Origin of the sequence: Microbacterium mitrae (genome assembly GCF_008017445.1) — a bacterium.
GTDB classification, from domain to species: Bacteria; Actinomycetota; Actinomycetes; order Actinomycetales; family Microbacteriaceae; genus Microbacterium; species Microbacterium mitrae.
Genome location: NZ_VRSW01000001.1, coordinates 433,218 through 446,588, shown reverse-complemented (window position 1 = coordinate 446,588; position 13,371 = coordinate 433,218). Strand labels below are relative to the sequence as shown.

General features: G+C 63.5%; 16 protein-coding genes and 1 pseudogene. 15 read left to right on the top strand and 2 right to left on the bottom strand.

Annotated elements, in window-relative coordinates; genetic code table 11:
* The first annotated feature begins 8 nt into the window (after nt 1–8).
* From murA to FVP60_RS02125, 5 genes are read left to right on the top strand one after another with little or no spacing between them, the layout of a single operon-like run.
* Complete coding sequence (gene murA, locus FVP60_RS02145; protein ID WP_147824620.1) at nt 9–1,370, top strand: UDP-N-acetylglucosamine 1-carboxyvinyltransferase; 1,362 nt, start codon at nt 9–11, stop codon at nt 1,368–1,370.
* A 9-nt stretch (nt 1,371–1,379) separates the two neighbouring features.
* Nucleotides 1,380–2,123, top strand: a complete 744-nt coding sequence (locus FVP60_RS02140) for a lysophospholipid acyltransferase family protein (protein WP_147824619.1) — start codon at nt 1,380–1,382, stop codon at nt 2,121–2,123.
* Entirely contained in the window at nt 2,113–3,240 is a 1,128-nt protein-coding gene (locus FVP60_RS02135; RefSeq protein WP_147824618.1) for an NAD(P)H-dependent glycerol-3-phosphate dehydrogenase, read from the top strand. The genes FVP60_RS02140 and FVP60_RS02135 overlap by 11 nt, the downstream gene beginning before the upstream one ends.
* Nucleotides 3,146–4,240, top strand: coding sequence for a D-alanine--D-alanine ligase family protein (locus FVP60_RS02130; protein WP_147824617.1), 1,095 nt, complete (start codon nt 3,146–3,148; stop codon nt 4,238–4,240). Before FVP60_RS02135 ends, FVP60_RS02130 begins: the two co-directional genes overlap by 95 nt.
* A gap of 3 nt (nt 4,241–4,243) precedes the next feature.
* Complete coding sequence (locus FVP60_RS02125; protein WP_147824616.1) at nt 4,244–4,651, top strand: DUF4190 domain-containing protein; 408 nt, start codon at nt 4,244–4,246, stop codon at nt 4,649–4,651.
* A gap of 4 nt (nt 4,652–4,655) precedes the next feature.
* Here the strand turns inward: FVP60_RS02125 and FVP60_RS02120 are convergent, their stop codons facing one another.
* Nucleotides 4,656–5,141, bottom strand: a complete 486-nt coding sequence (locus tag FVP60_RS02120) for a DUF3515 family protein (RefSeq protein ID WP_147824615.1) — start codon at nt 5,139–5,141, stop codon at nt 4,656–4,658.
* Nucleotides 5,142–5,172: 31 nt separating this feature from the next.
* Here FVP60_RS02120 and thiL point away from each other — a divergent pair, with 31 nt between their 5' ends.
* Complete coding sequence (gene thiL / locus FVP60_RS02115; protein WP_147824614.1) at nt 5,173–6,144, top strand: thiamine-phosphate kinase; 972 nt, start codon at nt 5,173–5,175, stop codon at nt 6,142–6,144.
* Here the strand turns inward: thiL and rsmD are convergent.
* A complete protein-coding gene (gene rsmD / locus FVP60_RS02110) occupies nt 6,132–6,689 on the bottom strand; it encodes a 16S rRNA (guanine(966)-N(2))-methyltransferase RsmD (RefSeq protein ID WP_147824613.1) in 558 nt (185 codons plus the stop codon). The genes thiL and rsmD overlap by 13 nt on opposite strands.
* Before the next feature lie 92 nt (nt 6,690–6,781).
* Between rsmD and FVP60_RS02105 the strand changes: the two genes are divergently transcribed.
* From FVP60_RS02105 to FVP60_RS02065, 9 genes and pseudogenes are all read left to right on the top strand, one after another.
* On the top strand, nt 6,782–8,932 hold the full coding sequence (locus FVP60_RS02105) for an ATP-dependent DNA helicase RecG (protein ID WP_147824612.1): 2,151 nt from the start codon (nt 6,782–6,784) through the stop codon (nt 8,930–8,932).
* Between the two features lie 18 nt (nt 8,933–8,950).
* Nucleotides 8,951–9,448, top strand: coding sequence for a pantetheine-phosphate adenylyltransferase (coaD, locus tag FVP60_RS02100; RefSeq protein WP_147824611.1), 498 nt, complete (start codon nt 8,951–8,953; stop codon nt 9,446–9,448).
* A 68-nt stretch (nt 9,449–9,516) separates the two neighbouring features.
* Nucleotides 9,517–10,071: a YceD family protein gene (locus FVP60_RS02095; RefSeq protein ID WP_246132424.1), complete on the top strand. Its 555-nt coding sequence runs from the start codon at nt 9,517–9,519 to the stop codon at nt 10,069–10,071.
* Nucleotides 10,072–10,073: 2 nt separating this feature from the next.
* Nucleotides 10,074–10,283 (top strand): 50S ribosomal protein L32, encoded by a 210-nt coding sequence (gene rpmF / locus FVP60_RS02090; RefSeq protein WP_105668338.1) that lies wholly within the window; start codon nt 10,074–10,076, stop codon nt 10,281–10,283.
* Nucleotides 10,284–10,309: 26 nt separating this feature from the next.
* Nucleotides 10,310–10,981, top strand: a complete 672-nt coding sequence (rnc, locus tag FVP60_RS02085; RefSeq protein ID WP_246132491.1) for a ribonuclease III — start codon at nt 10,310–10,312, stop codon at nt 10,979–10,981.
* 9 nt (nt 10,982–10,990) lie between these two features.
* On the top strand, nt 10,991–11,881 hold the full coding sequence (gene mutM / locus FVP60_RS02080; protein ID WP_147824609.1) for a bifunctional DNA-formamidopyrimidine glycosylase/DNA-(apurinic or apyrimidinic site) lyase: 891 nt from the start codon (nt 10,991–10,993) through the stop codon (nt 11,879–11,881).
* A 42-nt stretch (nt 11,882–11,923) separates the two neighbouring features.
* Nucleotides 11,924–12,142: a hypothetical protein gene (locus FVP60_RS02075; RefSeq protein WP_147824608.1), complete on the top strand. Its 219-nt coding sequence runs from the start codon at nt 11,924–11,926 to the stop codon at nt 12,140–12,142.
* Nucleotides 12,143–12,518: 376 nt separating this feature from the next.
* Nucleotides 12,519–12,656, top strand: a pseudogene (locus tag FVP60_RS02070) (zinc finger domain-containing protein); the annotation flags it as partial.
* Between the two features lie 45 nt (nt 12,657–12,701).
* Nucleotides 12,702–13,238: an AAA family ATPase gene (locus tag FVP60_RS02065; RefSeq protein WP_147824607.1), complete on the top strand. Its 537-nt coding sequence runs from the start codon at nt 12,702–12,704 to the stop codon at nt 13,236–13,238.
* Nucleotides 13,239–13,371 lie beyond the last annotated feature (133 nt).

The window sequence follows — 13,371 nt, the reverse complement described above, 5'->3', positions numbered from 1 at the left end:
CACGCAGTATGACCCTGAACACCGTTTCATCAGCCGGAGTACCGGGGTCAGGCGGCGAAGAAATTCTCGCCATTCGCGGTGGGCGACCGCTTTCTGGTCGCGTGTCGGTGAAGGGTGCGAAGAACCTCGTCACCAAGGCCATGGTTGCCGCCCTCCTCGGCGAGACCGCCTCGGTGTTGCGTGACGTTCCCGATATCTCCGACGTCGCCGTGGTGCGATCGCTCCTTGAGGTGCACGGCGTTGCCGTGTCGGAGGGGCCGGAGACGGGCTCGCTGCTGCTTGACCCGGCAAACGTCGAGTCGGCGCACTTTGAGGAGATTGACGCGCACGCGGGCTCCTCGCGTATTCCGATTCTGTTCTGCGGCCCGCTGCTGCACCGTCTCGGTCAGGCCTTCATTCCTGACCTGGGTGGCTGCCGTATCGGCGACCGTCCGATTGACTTCCACCTTGACGCGCTCCGCAAGTTCGGCGCTGTCGTTGAGAAGCAGCCCAGCGGCATTCGCCTCTCGGCGCCCAACGGCCTGCACGGCGCAAACATTCACCTTCCGTACCCCAGCGTCGGCGCAACCGAGCAGGTACTGCTGACGGCTACGCGCGCCGAGGGCATCACGGAGCTGAAGAACGCCGCCATTGAGCCTGAGATCATGGACCTGATCGCGGTGCTACAGAAGATGGGCGCCATCATCTCGATCGAGCCCAACCGCGTCATCCTCATCGAGGGCGTCAAGAGCCTGCGTGGCTACGATCACCGCTCGATCTTTGACCGCAACGAGGCCGCGAGCTGGGCATCTGCTGCGCTCGCCACCGACGGAGAGATCTTCGTCGAGGGTGCTCGCCAGCCCGACATGCTCACCTTCCTCAACGTCATTCGTCGCATGGGCGGCGACTTCGACATTCAAGAAGACGGCATCCTGTTCCGTCGCGCCGGCGACATGCAGGCAGTCACCGTCGAAACCGACGTTCACCCCGGCTTCATGACTGACTGGCAGCAGCCGCTCATCGTGGCGCTGACGCAGGCTCACGGCGAGTCCATCGTGCACGAGACCGTGTACGAGAACCGCTTTGGTTTCATCAGCGCGCTCAACCAGATGGGCGCCAACATCGTCGTGCACCCGCACGGCCTGCAAGACGGTCCCCGTCGCGTGCCGCGCCGCATGCTGGAGCAGGCAGCCGTCGTCAACGGCCCGACGCCGTTGCACGGTGCCGACATCGTGGTTCCGGATCTCCGTGGCGGCTACAGCCACGTGATTGCGGCGCTGACGGCCGAAGGTGAATCCGTGGTGCGCAACATTGGCATCATTCGCCGCGGCTACGAGAAGTTCCTCGACAAGCTCACCGGGCTTGGCGCTGACTTCGACGTCGTCGGTTAATCTGACCTGATGTCGGTCTCACCCGAGAAGAGCAAGCCGAGCTGGTTCTGGCCGCTTTCTGCCATTGCCGTGCCGCTGGTGGCGTTGATTACCAAGACCAAGCGTCTCGGTACGCTCCCCACCGAGGGCGCGTACGTGCTGGCGCCCAACCACATGTCGGAGTTTGATCCGCTCATCGTGGCTGTCGCGGTGTGGCGCATGGGGCGCGCGCCACGGTTCATGGCCAAGGCGAGCCTTTTTAAGGTTCCGTTTGTCGGCTGGGTGCTGCGCGTGCTGAACATGATTCCGGTGCAGCGCGAGTCGACGAGTGTCGGTGCGCGCCAGACGCTTGCTGCCGCCGAAGACCTTGCCTCCACCGGCCGTGGCGTGATCGTCTACCCCGAGGGAACGCTCACGCGCGACCCGGACCTCTGGCCAATGCGCGGCAAGACGGGCGCCGTTCGTCTTGCGCTCGAAGCTGGTGTGCCGCTCATTCCGGCAGCGCACTGGGGTGCGCAGAAGATCATGCCGCGCTACGGCAAGTTCTCACTCTGGCCGTTGCGCAAGAAGACCGTGTTCGTGGTCGGAGAGCCGCTTGACCTCTCCGCGTATGTCGGGCGCGAGCGCGACACCCGCGCGCTGGCCGAAGCGACTAACCTTCTGATGAACGCGATCACGGCTCTGCTTGAGACGCTGCGTGATGAAAAGGCACCCGCCGAACGGTGGGATCCCACCAAGCACAACCAGAAAGAAACCGGCAACTATGAGTCGTAAGCCCGCAGCAGCGCCGAAGGTTGCCGTGATCGGCGCCGGCAGCTGGGGCACGACGTTCGGCAAGATTCTCGCCGACGGCGGTGCCGATGTCACGATGTGGGCGCGGCGACCCGAGCAGGCGCTGGAGATTCGTGAGAGCAAGCGCAACAGCCAGTATCTGCCCGGCATTAACCTGCCGCGCTCGATGACGGCGACCCCGCATCTTTCGGAGGCGCTCGATGGCGCAGAACAGATCTTTCTGTCGATTCCGAGCCAGACGGCGCGCGCAAACCTCAAGGCGATCCGCCCCCTGATCGCCTCGTCTGAGGCACCCATCATCAGCCTGATGAAGGGTGTTGAGAAGTCTTCCGGCCTGCGCATGAGCCAGGTGATTGAGCAGGAGCTTCAGATCGACCCGGCGCGCATTGCCGTGGCGTCGGGCCCGAACCTCGCCCTGGAGATTGCTCGGGAACAGCCGACGGCTGCCGTGATTTCATCGACGAGCCGGGAGACGGCCGAGGCTGTCGCGCGCCTGGCTCGCAACAAGTACTTCCGCACATTCGTGAATACCGATGTGACGGGAACGGAGTTCGGCGGGGTTCTGAAAAACCTCATCGCGGTCGCCATTGGCATCGTTGACGGTGTTGGCTACGGCGAAAACACCAAGGCGTCGATCATTACGCGCGGTTTGGTCGAGATGACAGATTTCGCGGTCGCGTACGGCGCAGAACCCGAGACGCTTCAGGGGCTCGCTGGCCTCGGCGACCTCATTGCGACGTGCCAATCGCCGCTGAGCCGCAACAACACGGCGGGGCGACTGCTGGGCCAGGGCTACAGCATGAAAGACGTCGTTAAGCAGATGAATCAGACCGCTGAGGGCTTGGCTTCTGTCGCCCCAGTGCTGCAGTTGGCGAAAGATGTGGGCGTCGATATGCCAATCGTGCGCCAGGTAAAGATGGTTTTGGACGGTCAAATGAACCCGCGCGATATCGCGCCGCACTTGACCACCGATGATGACACCCCGAAGGGGGAGAGGACGCAGTATGGTCAAGCAGGTAGTGGCGGTGCTCTTCGGAGGGCGCTCAAGCGAACACTCGATCAGTTCCGCAACGGCGGGCGGAGTGCTCCACGCGATTGATCGCGAACGGTTCACCGTCATTCCGATCGGCATTACCCGCAACGGCATTTTCGTTCTCGAAGAAGACAACCCCGACAAGTTTCGCCTCGACGCAGAAAAGCTGCCGGAGGTTGTCGACAACGGCACGCGCATCATCTGGCCGGAGGGCGGCGATGACCGCACTCTGAGCGTTCGCGAAGCGGATGGTTCCGTGCGCGAACTCGGCGAAGTCGACGTTGTGCTGCCGATTCTGCACGGCGTTCACGGCGAAGACGGAACCATGCAGGGCTTCCTGGATATCTTGGGACTGCCGTACGCGGGTGGCGGCGTGTTGGGTTCGGCCATCAGCATGGACAAACACTTCATGAAGATTGCCCTGGCTTCGGCCGGAATCGCGGTTTCACCCGGATTCACGACGAGCGAGCGCGAGTGGGCGCAGGCGGCAGACGCAGTGCGTGAGCGTGCCTCTCAATACACGCTGCCCATCTTTGTGAAGCCTGCCCGCGCCGGCTCCAGCGTCGGCGTGTCTCGAGTGTCAGAGATGAGCGACTTCGACGAAGCCATGCGCATCGCCCTGGCCGAAGACTCCAAGGTGCTCGTCGAACAGGGCATCAGCGGACGTGAGGTCGAGGTTGGTGTGTTGGAGGGCCGCAACGGCGCTCCCGCCCGCGCGTCGCTTCCCGGTGAAATTGTGCTGACGAGCCGCACCTTCTACGACTTTGAGGGCAAATATCTTGGTGGCGACGGCGTGGAGATTGTCTGCCCCGCAGCCATGACCGACGCCGAGACGCACACGCTACAGGAGGTGGCGGTTGCTGCCTTCGAGGCGGTGGACGGCCTGGGTCTTGCCCGCGTTGATTTCTTCTTGACGCCCGACGGCCCGGTGGTGAACGAGCTCAACACGATGCCCGGATTCACACCGATTTCCATGTTCCCGAAGTGCTGGATCGCCAGCGGAATGACGTACGCTGACCTCATCACCGAGTTGATTGACACGGCTCTGGAGCGTACTGAGGGGTAACGCATGGCATCCGACTTCGAGACACCGTTGACGCCGCCGTCGGCACAGCCGGTGGCGCCCATCTCGAGTGATCCGCCGGTGCCGCAGCGTTCCGATTTTCTCGCCGCGCCGCCAACGAACCAGCTCGGTCCGGGCGCGTACCCATCGAGCACGTACCCGTCGAACTTCTATGGTGCCGGTGCACCCTATATCGGCACGCCGCCCACGAGCGGTCTTGCCATCGCATCGCTGGTCACCGGAATCTTGGGCTTCTCGATCATCGCGCTGGGGCTCGGGTTTGCGGCCCTCAATCGCATCTCTCGCACGGGGGAGTCCGGTCGAGGGCTCGCCATCGCTGGCATTGTGCTCGGAGGGGTCGCCACCGCCTTCTGGATGATGATGGTGATTCCGTTCTTCGCGCTGGCGTTCTAGCCGGTTACGATTCTGGCCGGTCGGTGCACGCGCCGGTCAGTGGCAGGTCTTGCGCGGCTTTGCCGATGCGTCCGAGCACCTCTGCGGAGCTCACGACCTCGCTGTTGAAGTACACCTGAATTGCCGGCTCGCGACCGAACACCGTCATGCGAAAAAACGGTGCGTCGGTGTCGTCGATGAGCCAGTCAAAACCTTGAAATGATTGGCACGGCAGGGCGCTGGCGGCCGGAACCTCGACGCCGCAGGTGAAGTAGATGGAGACCGGGTCGCCCCACGCCGCGGTGGATTGCGCGTCTGTCCACACGCGTTCTAGGGAGGTGCTGGCCTCGTTGGCGGCGATGGTGTCAGGAAGGTTGACCATCACATTGGCGCACAACGGGTTGTTGGCGTCGGCGGCGGGCTCAAGCGCGATCGTGGGCGAGCAACCGACGAGCAGGGTGGCGGAGAGACCGAGGACTGCAAGGGCCGCTGAGCGGCGGGTAAAACTCACACCTCAAGCCTAAGCCCGATACCGTTGAGGGGTGACCGAACTGATTGGCGAGCTCTCCGAATCTGACATTCTGCGCCGCATTCTGGCGCGCACGCCGGAGGCGACAGCCGCCGTGGTCGGTCCGGGAGATGATGCCGCCGTGCTCGCGCTGCGTGGCGATTTGGTCGCGACAACAGACACGCTCGTTCACGGGCCCGATTTTCGTCTCGCGTGGTCGAGTGGGTTTGATTTGGGGTACAAGGCGGCCGCCGTCAATCTGGCCGACATTGCCGCCATGGGTGCGCGCCCCACCGCGCTGTTGGTGGCGCTGGCGATTCCGGCGTCGCTGCCGGTGACGATGGTGGAGGAGATGGCCGACGGGCTGGCGGCGGCGTGCGCACAGCTTGCCCCCGGGTGCGCGGTGGTCGGCGGTGATCTCACCGTTTCAGCAACGCTCACTATCGCTGTCACGGCGCTCGGCGACCTGGAGGGGCGAGGGCCCGTGCTCCGTTCCGGTGCGATGCCGGGTGACACCGTGGCGATCGCCGGCGCGCAGGGCGTTGCTACCCGTGGTCTATCGACGTTGTTCCGTCGCTTCACCGACGACGCTGGCGTGCCGATAACGCTCGATCTTGACGTGCTCACCGAATCGGAACGGCGCGAGGTGCGGGCGCAGTTGCGGCCGGAACCACCGATTGCGTTGGGCGTCGCGGCAGCGCAGGCGGGGGCGAGCGCCATGATGGACGTGTCTGACGGCCTCGTGCTTGACGCGCGACGCATGGCTCGCGCCTCTGGCGTCACCATCGACATCAACTCACAGGCATTCGACAATGCAGCGGCTGCGCTGGAAGGCGGCGAGGATCACTCGTTGCTTGCCACCTTCAGTGGCCCGCTTCCGCAGGGTTTTCGGGCGATTGGGCGCGTGCTCGACCCCGGCGCCGAAGCCGTGACCGTCGATGAAGCGCGCTATGACCTTCCCGGCGGCTGGGACCCGTACCGGGATTGGGACGCTCAGGCGGGCTGACCCCACCACAACGTGGTGTCGCCATACGTCTTCTCACGTATCGCCGCGAGACCCGCTGCGTGCCAGTCTGGCGCTGGGGAGCGTTTTGCACGCTCGACGATGACGGTGGCGTCTTCGCTGAGGCGCGCGGCAAGCAACACCAGCACGGCGTTCAACTCGGCGTCGCTGATGTCGTAGGGCGGGTCGAGAAAAACCAGATCCCACGGGGTGTGAGCGCTCTTCAAATAGGTCGCCGCTGCGACCGTGTGAACGCGTGCGAGCACGGCTCCCGACTGGGCAACCTTCGCGGCATTGCGAGTGGCAACTTTCGCCGCCATTCCCGCCTTCTCGACGAGGTCGACACTTGCCGCGCCGCGGCTGGCGCACTCGAGCCCCAGCGCGCCCGATCCGGCAAATAGATCAAGAACGCGGGCGCCGTCGATGGCGTCGGCGGAGTCGAGCGCTCCGAACAGTGACTCCCGAACGCGGTCAGACGTTGGGCGGGTGCCGGAACCAGGAACGTCAAGGGGGAGTCCGCGGGCTGCTCCGGCGATGATCCTGGTCATAAACCCAGCCTATCGGCGCCGCCTGCCATGGTTCCGCCGTCCCTGGGGTCAATTTTGAAGGCGGTGGGAGTGCTCGCCAGTAGGCTGATGCCGTGCGATTTGTACTGGACTCTCGACTCGATGGAGCGGTCGGCGGCAAAACCGCGACCGCTCTACAGCGGGCATTCGGCATGCACACCGTAGGTGATCTTTTGGCGCATTACCCGCGACGCTATGCCAGGCATGGCGAGCTGACGCCGATTCGTTCGCTCCCGGTTGGCGAGCAGGTGACCATCATCGCCGAGGTTCGACGCGTCACGGAACGGCGCATGCAGGCGCGCAAGGGCATGATTCTCGAGGTCATCATCGGTGATGGCAACGGCGAGATGAGCCTGACGTTCTTTAATCAGCAGTGGCGGGCGAAAGACCTCACGGTGGGGCGTCGCGGCATCTTTGCCGGCAAGGTTGGCATGTATAAGGGCGGATTGCAGTTTTCCCACCCCGACTACGAGCTGTTTGATGCGAACGCCGACATCGAGCCGGAGCGATGGGCAAACACCCCTATTCCGATCTATCCCGCAACGTCAACGATGGCGAGCTGGCAGATTCGTAAGGCGATCGATCTCGTGCTCGATGGCATCGACGAGAATGTGCCTGATCCAATTCCGGAACCACTGCGAGTGGCCGAGGGGCTGTTGCCTGCGTATCAGGCGCTGGTTGGCATTCACCGGCCTGATACGCCCGCTCAAGCCGAGCAGGCTCGAGCCACACTGCGGCTGCAAGAAGCGCTGGTGCTGCAAACAGCCCTCGCGCAGCAGCGCGTGGCGGTGCGGGCGTTGGATGCGACGCCACGCCAAGCGGGGGAGTTGCTCGAACGATTTGATGCGCAGTTGCCGTTTGAGCTGACGCACGATCAGGAGGCGGTCGGTGAGCAGATCGCGCACAGCCTGGTCGCGCCGTGGCCGATGAACCTGCTGGTGCAGGGCGAGGTCGGTTCCGGCAAGACGCTCGTGGCACTGCGGGCGATGCTTCAAGTGGCGCAGTCGGGTGGTCAATCGGCATTGATTGCGCCCACCGAGGTGCTCGCCGCACAGCATTTGCGTTCTATCGCGAAGGCGCTCGGACCCGAACTTGCGCCGTTGCTGATGCCAACGCTGCTGACGGGGCAGATGTCGGCACCGGAACGGCGAAAGGCCGCGCTGCGTGTGGCGTCGGGCCAAGCATTGATTGTTATTGGCACGCACGCATTGCTCAGCGAGAAGACAACGTTCGCCGACCTTGGCCTGGTCGTTGTTGATGAACAACACCGTTTTGGCGTGGAACAGCGTGAGACGCTGCGCGCGAAGGGCACGGCTCCGCACGCTCTGGTGTTGACCGCGACGCCCATTCCGCGCACCGTGGCGATCACCGTTTTCGGTGACCTGGAGGTTGCGACGTTGCGCACCATGCCTGCGGGCCGTGCAGGCATCTCAACCTTCGTCGCGCCGGTGGCAGAAAAGCCCGGGTGGTTTGCCCGGGTTTGGCAGCGGGCGACAGAAGAGGTCGCGAAGGGGCACCAGGTGTTTGTGGTGTGCTCGGCCATCGATACCGAACAAGCGACGACCGACGTCGATGACGAGGCTCCGGTGTTGGAGGGTGAGGCACAGCGCCCCCGCTGGGGGGTCGTGCAGGTGGCAGAAACCCTGGCGACGCTGCCGACCTTCGAGGGCATTCGCGTCGAAATTCTGCACGGTAAGATGCCGTCAGAGGAAAAAGACGCGATCATGCGTTCGTTCGCCGCGGGTGAGATTGATGTGCTGGTTGCCACCACGGTGATCGAGGTGGGCGTTGATGTGCCGAACGCCTCGACCATGATCATCCTGGATGCCGACCGCTTTGGCGTTTCTCAGCTTCATCAGCTTCGCGGCCGCGTGGGTCGAGGCGGTGTTCCGGGGTTGTGCCTGCTTGTCACCGAGGCCGATGAAGGAACGCCGGCGCGCGCCCGCGTTGAGGCCGTCGCGGCAACGCTCGACGGATTTGAGCTCGCAGAGGTTGATTTGGAACTGCGTGGCGAGGGCGACGTGTTGGGGGATGCGCAGTCGGGGGCGCGGTCGTCGTTGCGCCTGCTACGCGTCATGAAAGACCAGGCCGTCATCGAATTGGCGCGTGATGTGGCCGAGAAGATTCTGGCTGAAGACCCGATGCTGACTCAGCACGCAGGATTGGCAGACGCCATGAATCGGCATATGACGCACACCGAACGCTCAGCGCTCGCCAAGACCTAGTGTCGCTAGGCTAAGGGCATGAGCTCACGTATCGCCGTCGTTCCGGGGTCTTTTGATCCGCCGACGCTCGGTCACCTGGACGTTATCCGCCGCGCAGCAGCCCTGTACGACGAACTTCATGTGCTTGTGGTGCACAACCCTGACAAAGAGGCGATGCTGCCAATCGCGCAGCGCCTCAGCTTGCTTGAACAGTCGATTAAAGAAGACGGCATGGGCGGCAATGTCATTGTTGGTTCCTGGAGCATGGGTCTTCTCGTTGACTACGCCACCGATGTCGGGGCGGGAGTGCTGATCAAGGGCATCCGCTCGCAGCTTGACGTTGCCTATGAGACGCCCATGGCGATCGTGAACCGTCACCTCGCGCAGATCGAAACGGTGTTCCTGCTCCCTGACCCCTCGCACGCGCTGGTATCCAGCTCCCTGGTGCGTCAGGTCGCCGGCCTCGGCGGCGATGTTTCGCCCTTTGTTCCGCCAGCCGTTGCGAAATTCTTGGACACCGGCGCGCGAGACATCTGATCCGCCAGCGCTGGGGGCCGCACACAGCCTCACCCCAGCGCGGCGCGATACTATTGACGATTGTGAAGATGAAAAAGCCAGGGCCGTTCTCGATCAACGTTCGAGACATCGTGCACCACCCCGGTGAGATGCGTGAGCATGAGCTAACCGTGACTCTCGCCGAGAAGTGGGGCGAGGGCATCGTCGCGATCGAGGCGGGCACAGACGTTGAGGTTGACGTGCGCCTGGAGTCGGTTCACGAGGGTATTTTGGCCACCGCGGAGATCCACACGATCTTCGACGGCATGTGCGGTCGGTGCCTCCGAGAGCTCTCGGAGAGTGTCGAAGTCGAGATCCAAGAACTTTTCGCGTATTCTGGTGACGAAGCAACTGACTTTGAGGTTCAAGACGACCACGTGGATCTTGAAATTCCGGTCAGGGATGCGATTGTCCTATCGCTTCCGTTTCAGCCGGTGTGTCAGCCGGATTGCCCCGGCCTTGATCCGGTTACGGGTGAGCGACTGACGAATGCGCCGATGGAGCGTGCCGACGCGCCAACCGATCCCCGGTGGGCAGCACTTCAAGGATTCACAGACCAGGCCAGCGGAGCACACTCTGCTGAGCAAAACACGGAAGAGAGCTAGTCATGGCAGGTAACCCCCCAAAGCGGAAGGTCTCCCGCTCAAATACTCGTTCACGTCGTGCGCAGTGGAAGGCAGCTCCCATCGCGCTCGTCAAGACGATTGAGAACGGCAAGGTTGTTTACAGCCGCCCGCACCAGGCCAAGGTTGTCACCGACTCGCAGGGCACTGAGCTGTTCCTCGAGTACAAGGGTCGCAAGGTCGCTGACGTTTAATTCGTCTCGGATGACTTGTGAGTGATTTGATCACCATCGCACAGAAGCTCGGCGTCGATATCGATGCCGAGCTTCTGTCGCTTGCACTGACGCACCGTTCGTTCGCATACGAGAACGGTGGAATTCCGCACAACGAGCGTCTCGAGTTTCTCGGTGACTCCGTTCTCGGCCAGGCAACAACCGTGTTGCTCTACACGCGCCACCCGGAGCTTGACGAGGGTTCGCTCGCGAAGCGCCGCGCCTCCGTTGTGTCGACGGTTGCCCTCGCTGAGGTTGCCCGCTCGATCGGGCTGGGCGAGCATATTCGCCTGGGTCGCGGCGAAGAGCAGACCGGCGGTCGCGACAAAGATTCGATTCTGGCTGACACCACCGAGGCTCTGATCGGTGCGACCTATTTGTCTGTTGGCCAGGAGGCGGCGACGACCCTCGTGCACCGTCTCATCGAGCCGTTGCTTGCCGACCCCGACCGTTATGGCGCCGCGATCGACCCGAAGACGGCGTTGCAAGAGCTCGCCGCACGGGTCGTGCAGTCGGTTCCGGTCTACACCATTGAGGGCTCCGGCCCCGACCACGATCGTCGTTTTGTCGCGACGGTGACGGTGGGCGATGTGGTCACGACGGGTGAGGGAACCAGCAAGAAGACTGCGGAGATGGCTGCGGCTCTCACCGCGTGGCACGTGCTGAACGACCGCGCGTAGGCTCGCGTCGTGCCCGAACTTCCTGAGGTCGACGTTGTTCGCGCAGGCCTTGCGTCAGCGGTCATTGGTGCGCGTGTGACCTCGGTCGAGGTGCGCGATGAGCGTGCGCTGACCCGCCATGTCGGAACCGCCACGGACTTCGAATCGCGGCTCACTGGTTCCGTGATTCGCGAAGCCGCGCGTCGCGGCAAGTTTTTGTGGCTGCCGATTTCAGATTCACACGCCGTCGTCGGGCACCTCGGGATGAGCGGGCAGATGCTGCTTCGTGAGCCCGGCGCGACCGCCGAGCGTCACGAGCGGGTGCGCATCATGATTGAGCACCCCGAACACGGTGAACTGGCCGTCGTGTTTGCCGACCAGCGCACTTTCGGCTCGCTTGCGATCGATGACCTGGTTCCGACCGTCGATGGCGCGCCCGCAGGGTGGGGAACGACGCTCGCGCAGATTCCCTCTCAAGTCGCGCATATTGCCCGAGACCCGCTGGACGACGCGTTCGACGAGCGGGTGTTTCGGCGGGTGCTTGGCAAGAAGGCGTCGGCGATTAAGCGGGTGATTCTCGACCAGACCGTCGTCAGCGGCGTCGGCAATATTTACGCGGACGAGTCGCTGTGGGCGACGCGCCTGCACCCCGAGACGCCCGCGAATACGATTTCGACCCGCAAAGTGTCGCAACTTCTCGACGAGATCCGTGCGGTTCTGACGAAGGCCCTGGCCGAGGGCGGAACCAGCTTTGATGCCCAATACGTCAACGTGAACGGGCAGGCCGGTTACTTCGCGCACTCGCTGAATGCATATGGTCGCGGGGGAGAATCGTGCCCGCGATGTGGCACCCCGATCAAGCGGATTCCGTTCGCGGGCCGCTCGTCTCACTTCTGCCCGCGCTGCCAGCGGCTTCGATAGCGACAAGGTGGGAGCCCTGGGTTTCGGTGTTCGACGCGCGCGATGTATCCTGACCCTGTGCAGTGGATCGAGTGGCTAGTCGGCATCCTTCTCACCGTCGCCGGCATCTCGGTCATCTACGCCGGATTTCTTTACTACGGTTTCGAGCGTGTGTCCCGACCATCGCCATCACGCTTCAACACGTGGGTCTGGATAGGGTTGGCCGCCGGGCTCGGAGCGATCGCGGTTGCGGTCATGCTCGTGACCGGTCTCATACGGTAGGCCGACGCCCAATCGCCGTGCGCCTTCGTCGCCGATGTATCCCGGCTCGTACTCCTCGCTCAGCGCGGCGATCCGGAGGTACGCGAGTGCAGTCAGTGCATCCGAATTCGTTGGAGGGCGAGGTTCCAGAGCTTCGGTTGGGTTCCGTCCGCAGGAAGCGGATCAGGCGTGACGGGGCGAGGCGACGACGCTGAACTGTGAATGAGCGCTATGTAGTCCTGATCATAGAAGGGCTGTGACGCACTCGGCGCGCCACCGCGAAGCGGAGGGATGATCGGAATCGCTCGAAGTCATGACTTGAGAATATCGAAACGGGTTGTTCGTGACCGGACACGATAGGACACGTGCGACAGATCAACGTGAAAAACTGCGGTAGGCGGGTTACTTTGCGCACTCGCTGAACGCGTATGGGCGCGACGGTGAGCCGTGCCCGCGGTGCGGGACCCCGCTGGTACGCGTCGCCTTCACGAACCGGTCGTCGCACTTCTGCCCCCGGTGCCAGCGCGTTCGGTAGCGACGGCTGTACGCTAAACGTCGTTCCGTCCGTCGGAGGTTGTCAATGCGCGTTGTCATCTCGGGTACCCACGGCAGCGGCAAGAGCACGCTGCTCGCGGACTTCGCCTCAGGCCATGCAGGCTGGCGCACGCTGGCTGACCCGTTTGAAGACATCGACGTTGCCGAACAGTCTCCCGGCGCCGCGACCTATTTCGCCCAGCTGCGTATCGCAGCGGCTCGCCTGCTCGCGCCGACGGATGGCCCCCTGATCGCTGAGCGTGGGCCGCTGGACTTTCTTGCCTACTTGCAGGCGCTCGATGACCTGGCACGTCCGGGGCGTTCGAGCGAACTCTTGGCGCAAGGCTATCGATTGGCCGAGCGCGCCATGGTCAATGTTGACCTGCTGATTCTGCTGCCACTCAACGCACGTGATGCGATCCAGATCCCGAGCGACGAAGACCTTGAACTGCGCGACGCGATGGATGCCGCGCTCCTTGAGCTTGCCGACGATGCCGATCTCACTGCAGGCGCGCAGGTCGTGGAGATCACGGGGGAGCGCAGCCATCGCCTCGCACAGCTTGAGCACGCGATCGACCGGTAGTTGCGCGAGGCCCTCGGCGACCAAACGCGTGGGTCAACCGTGGTGCCCGCAATTACGATTTCGTTGATGCGGGGGCGCCCCCTGCCCTTGATGGTGGCGTGACATGTGCACGGATTCGAAGCGGTGTACATTC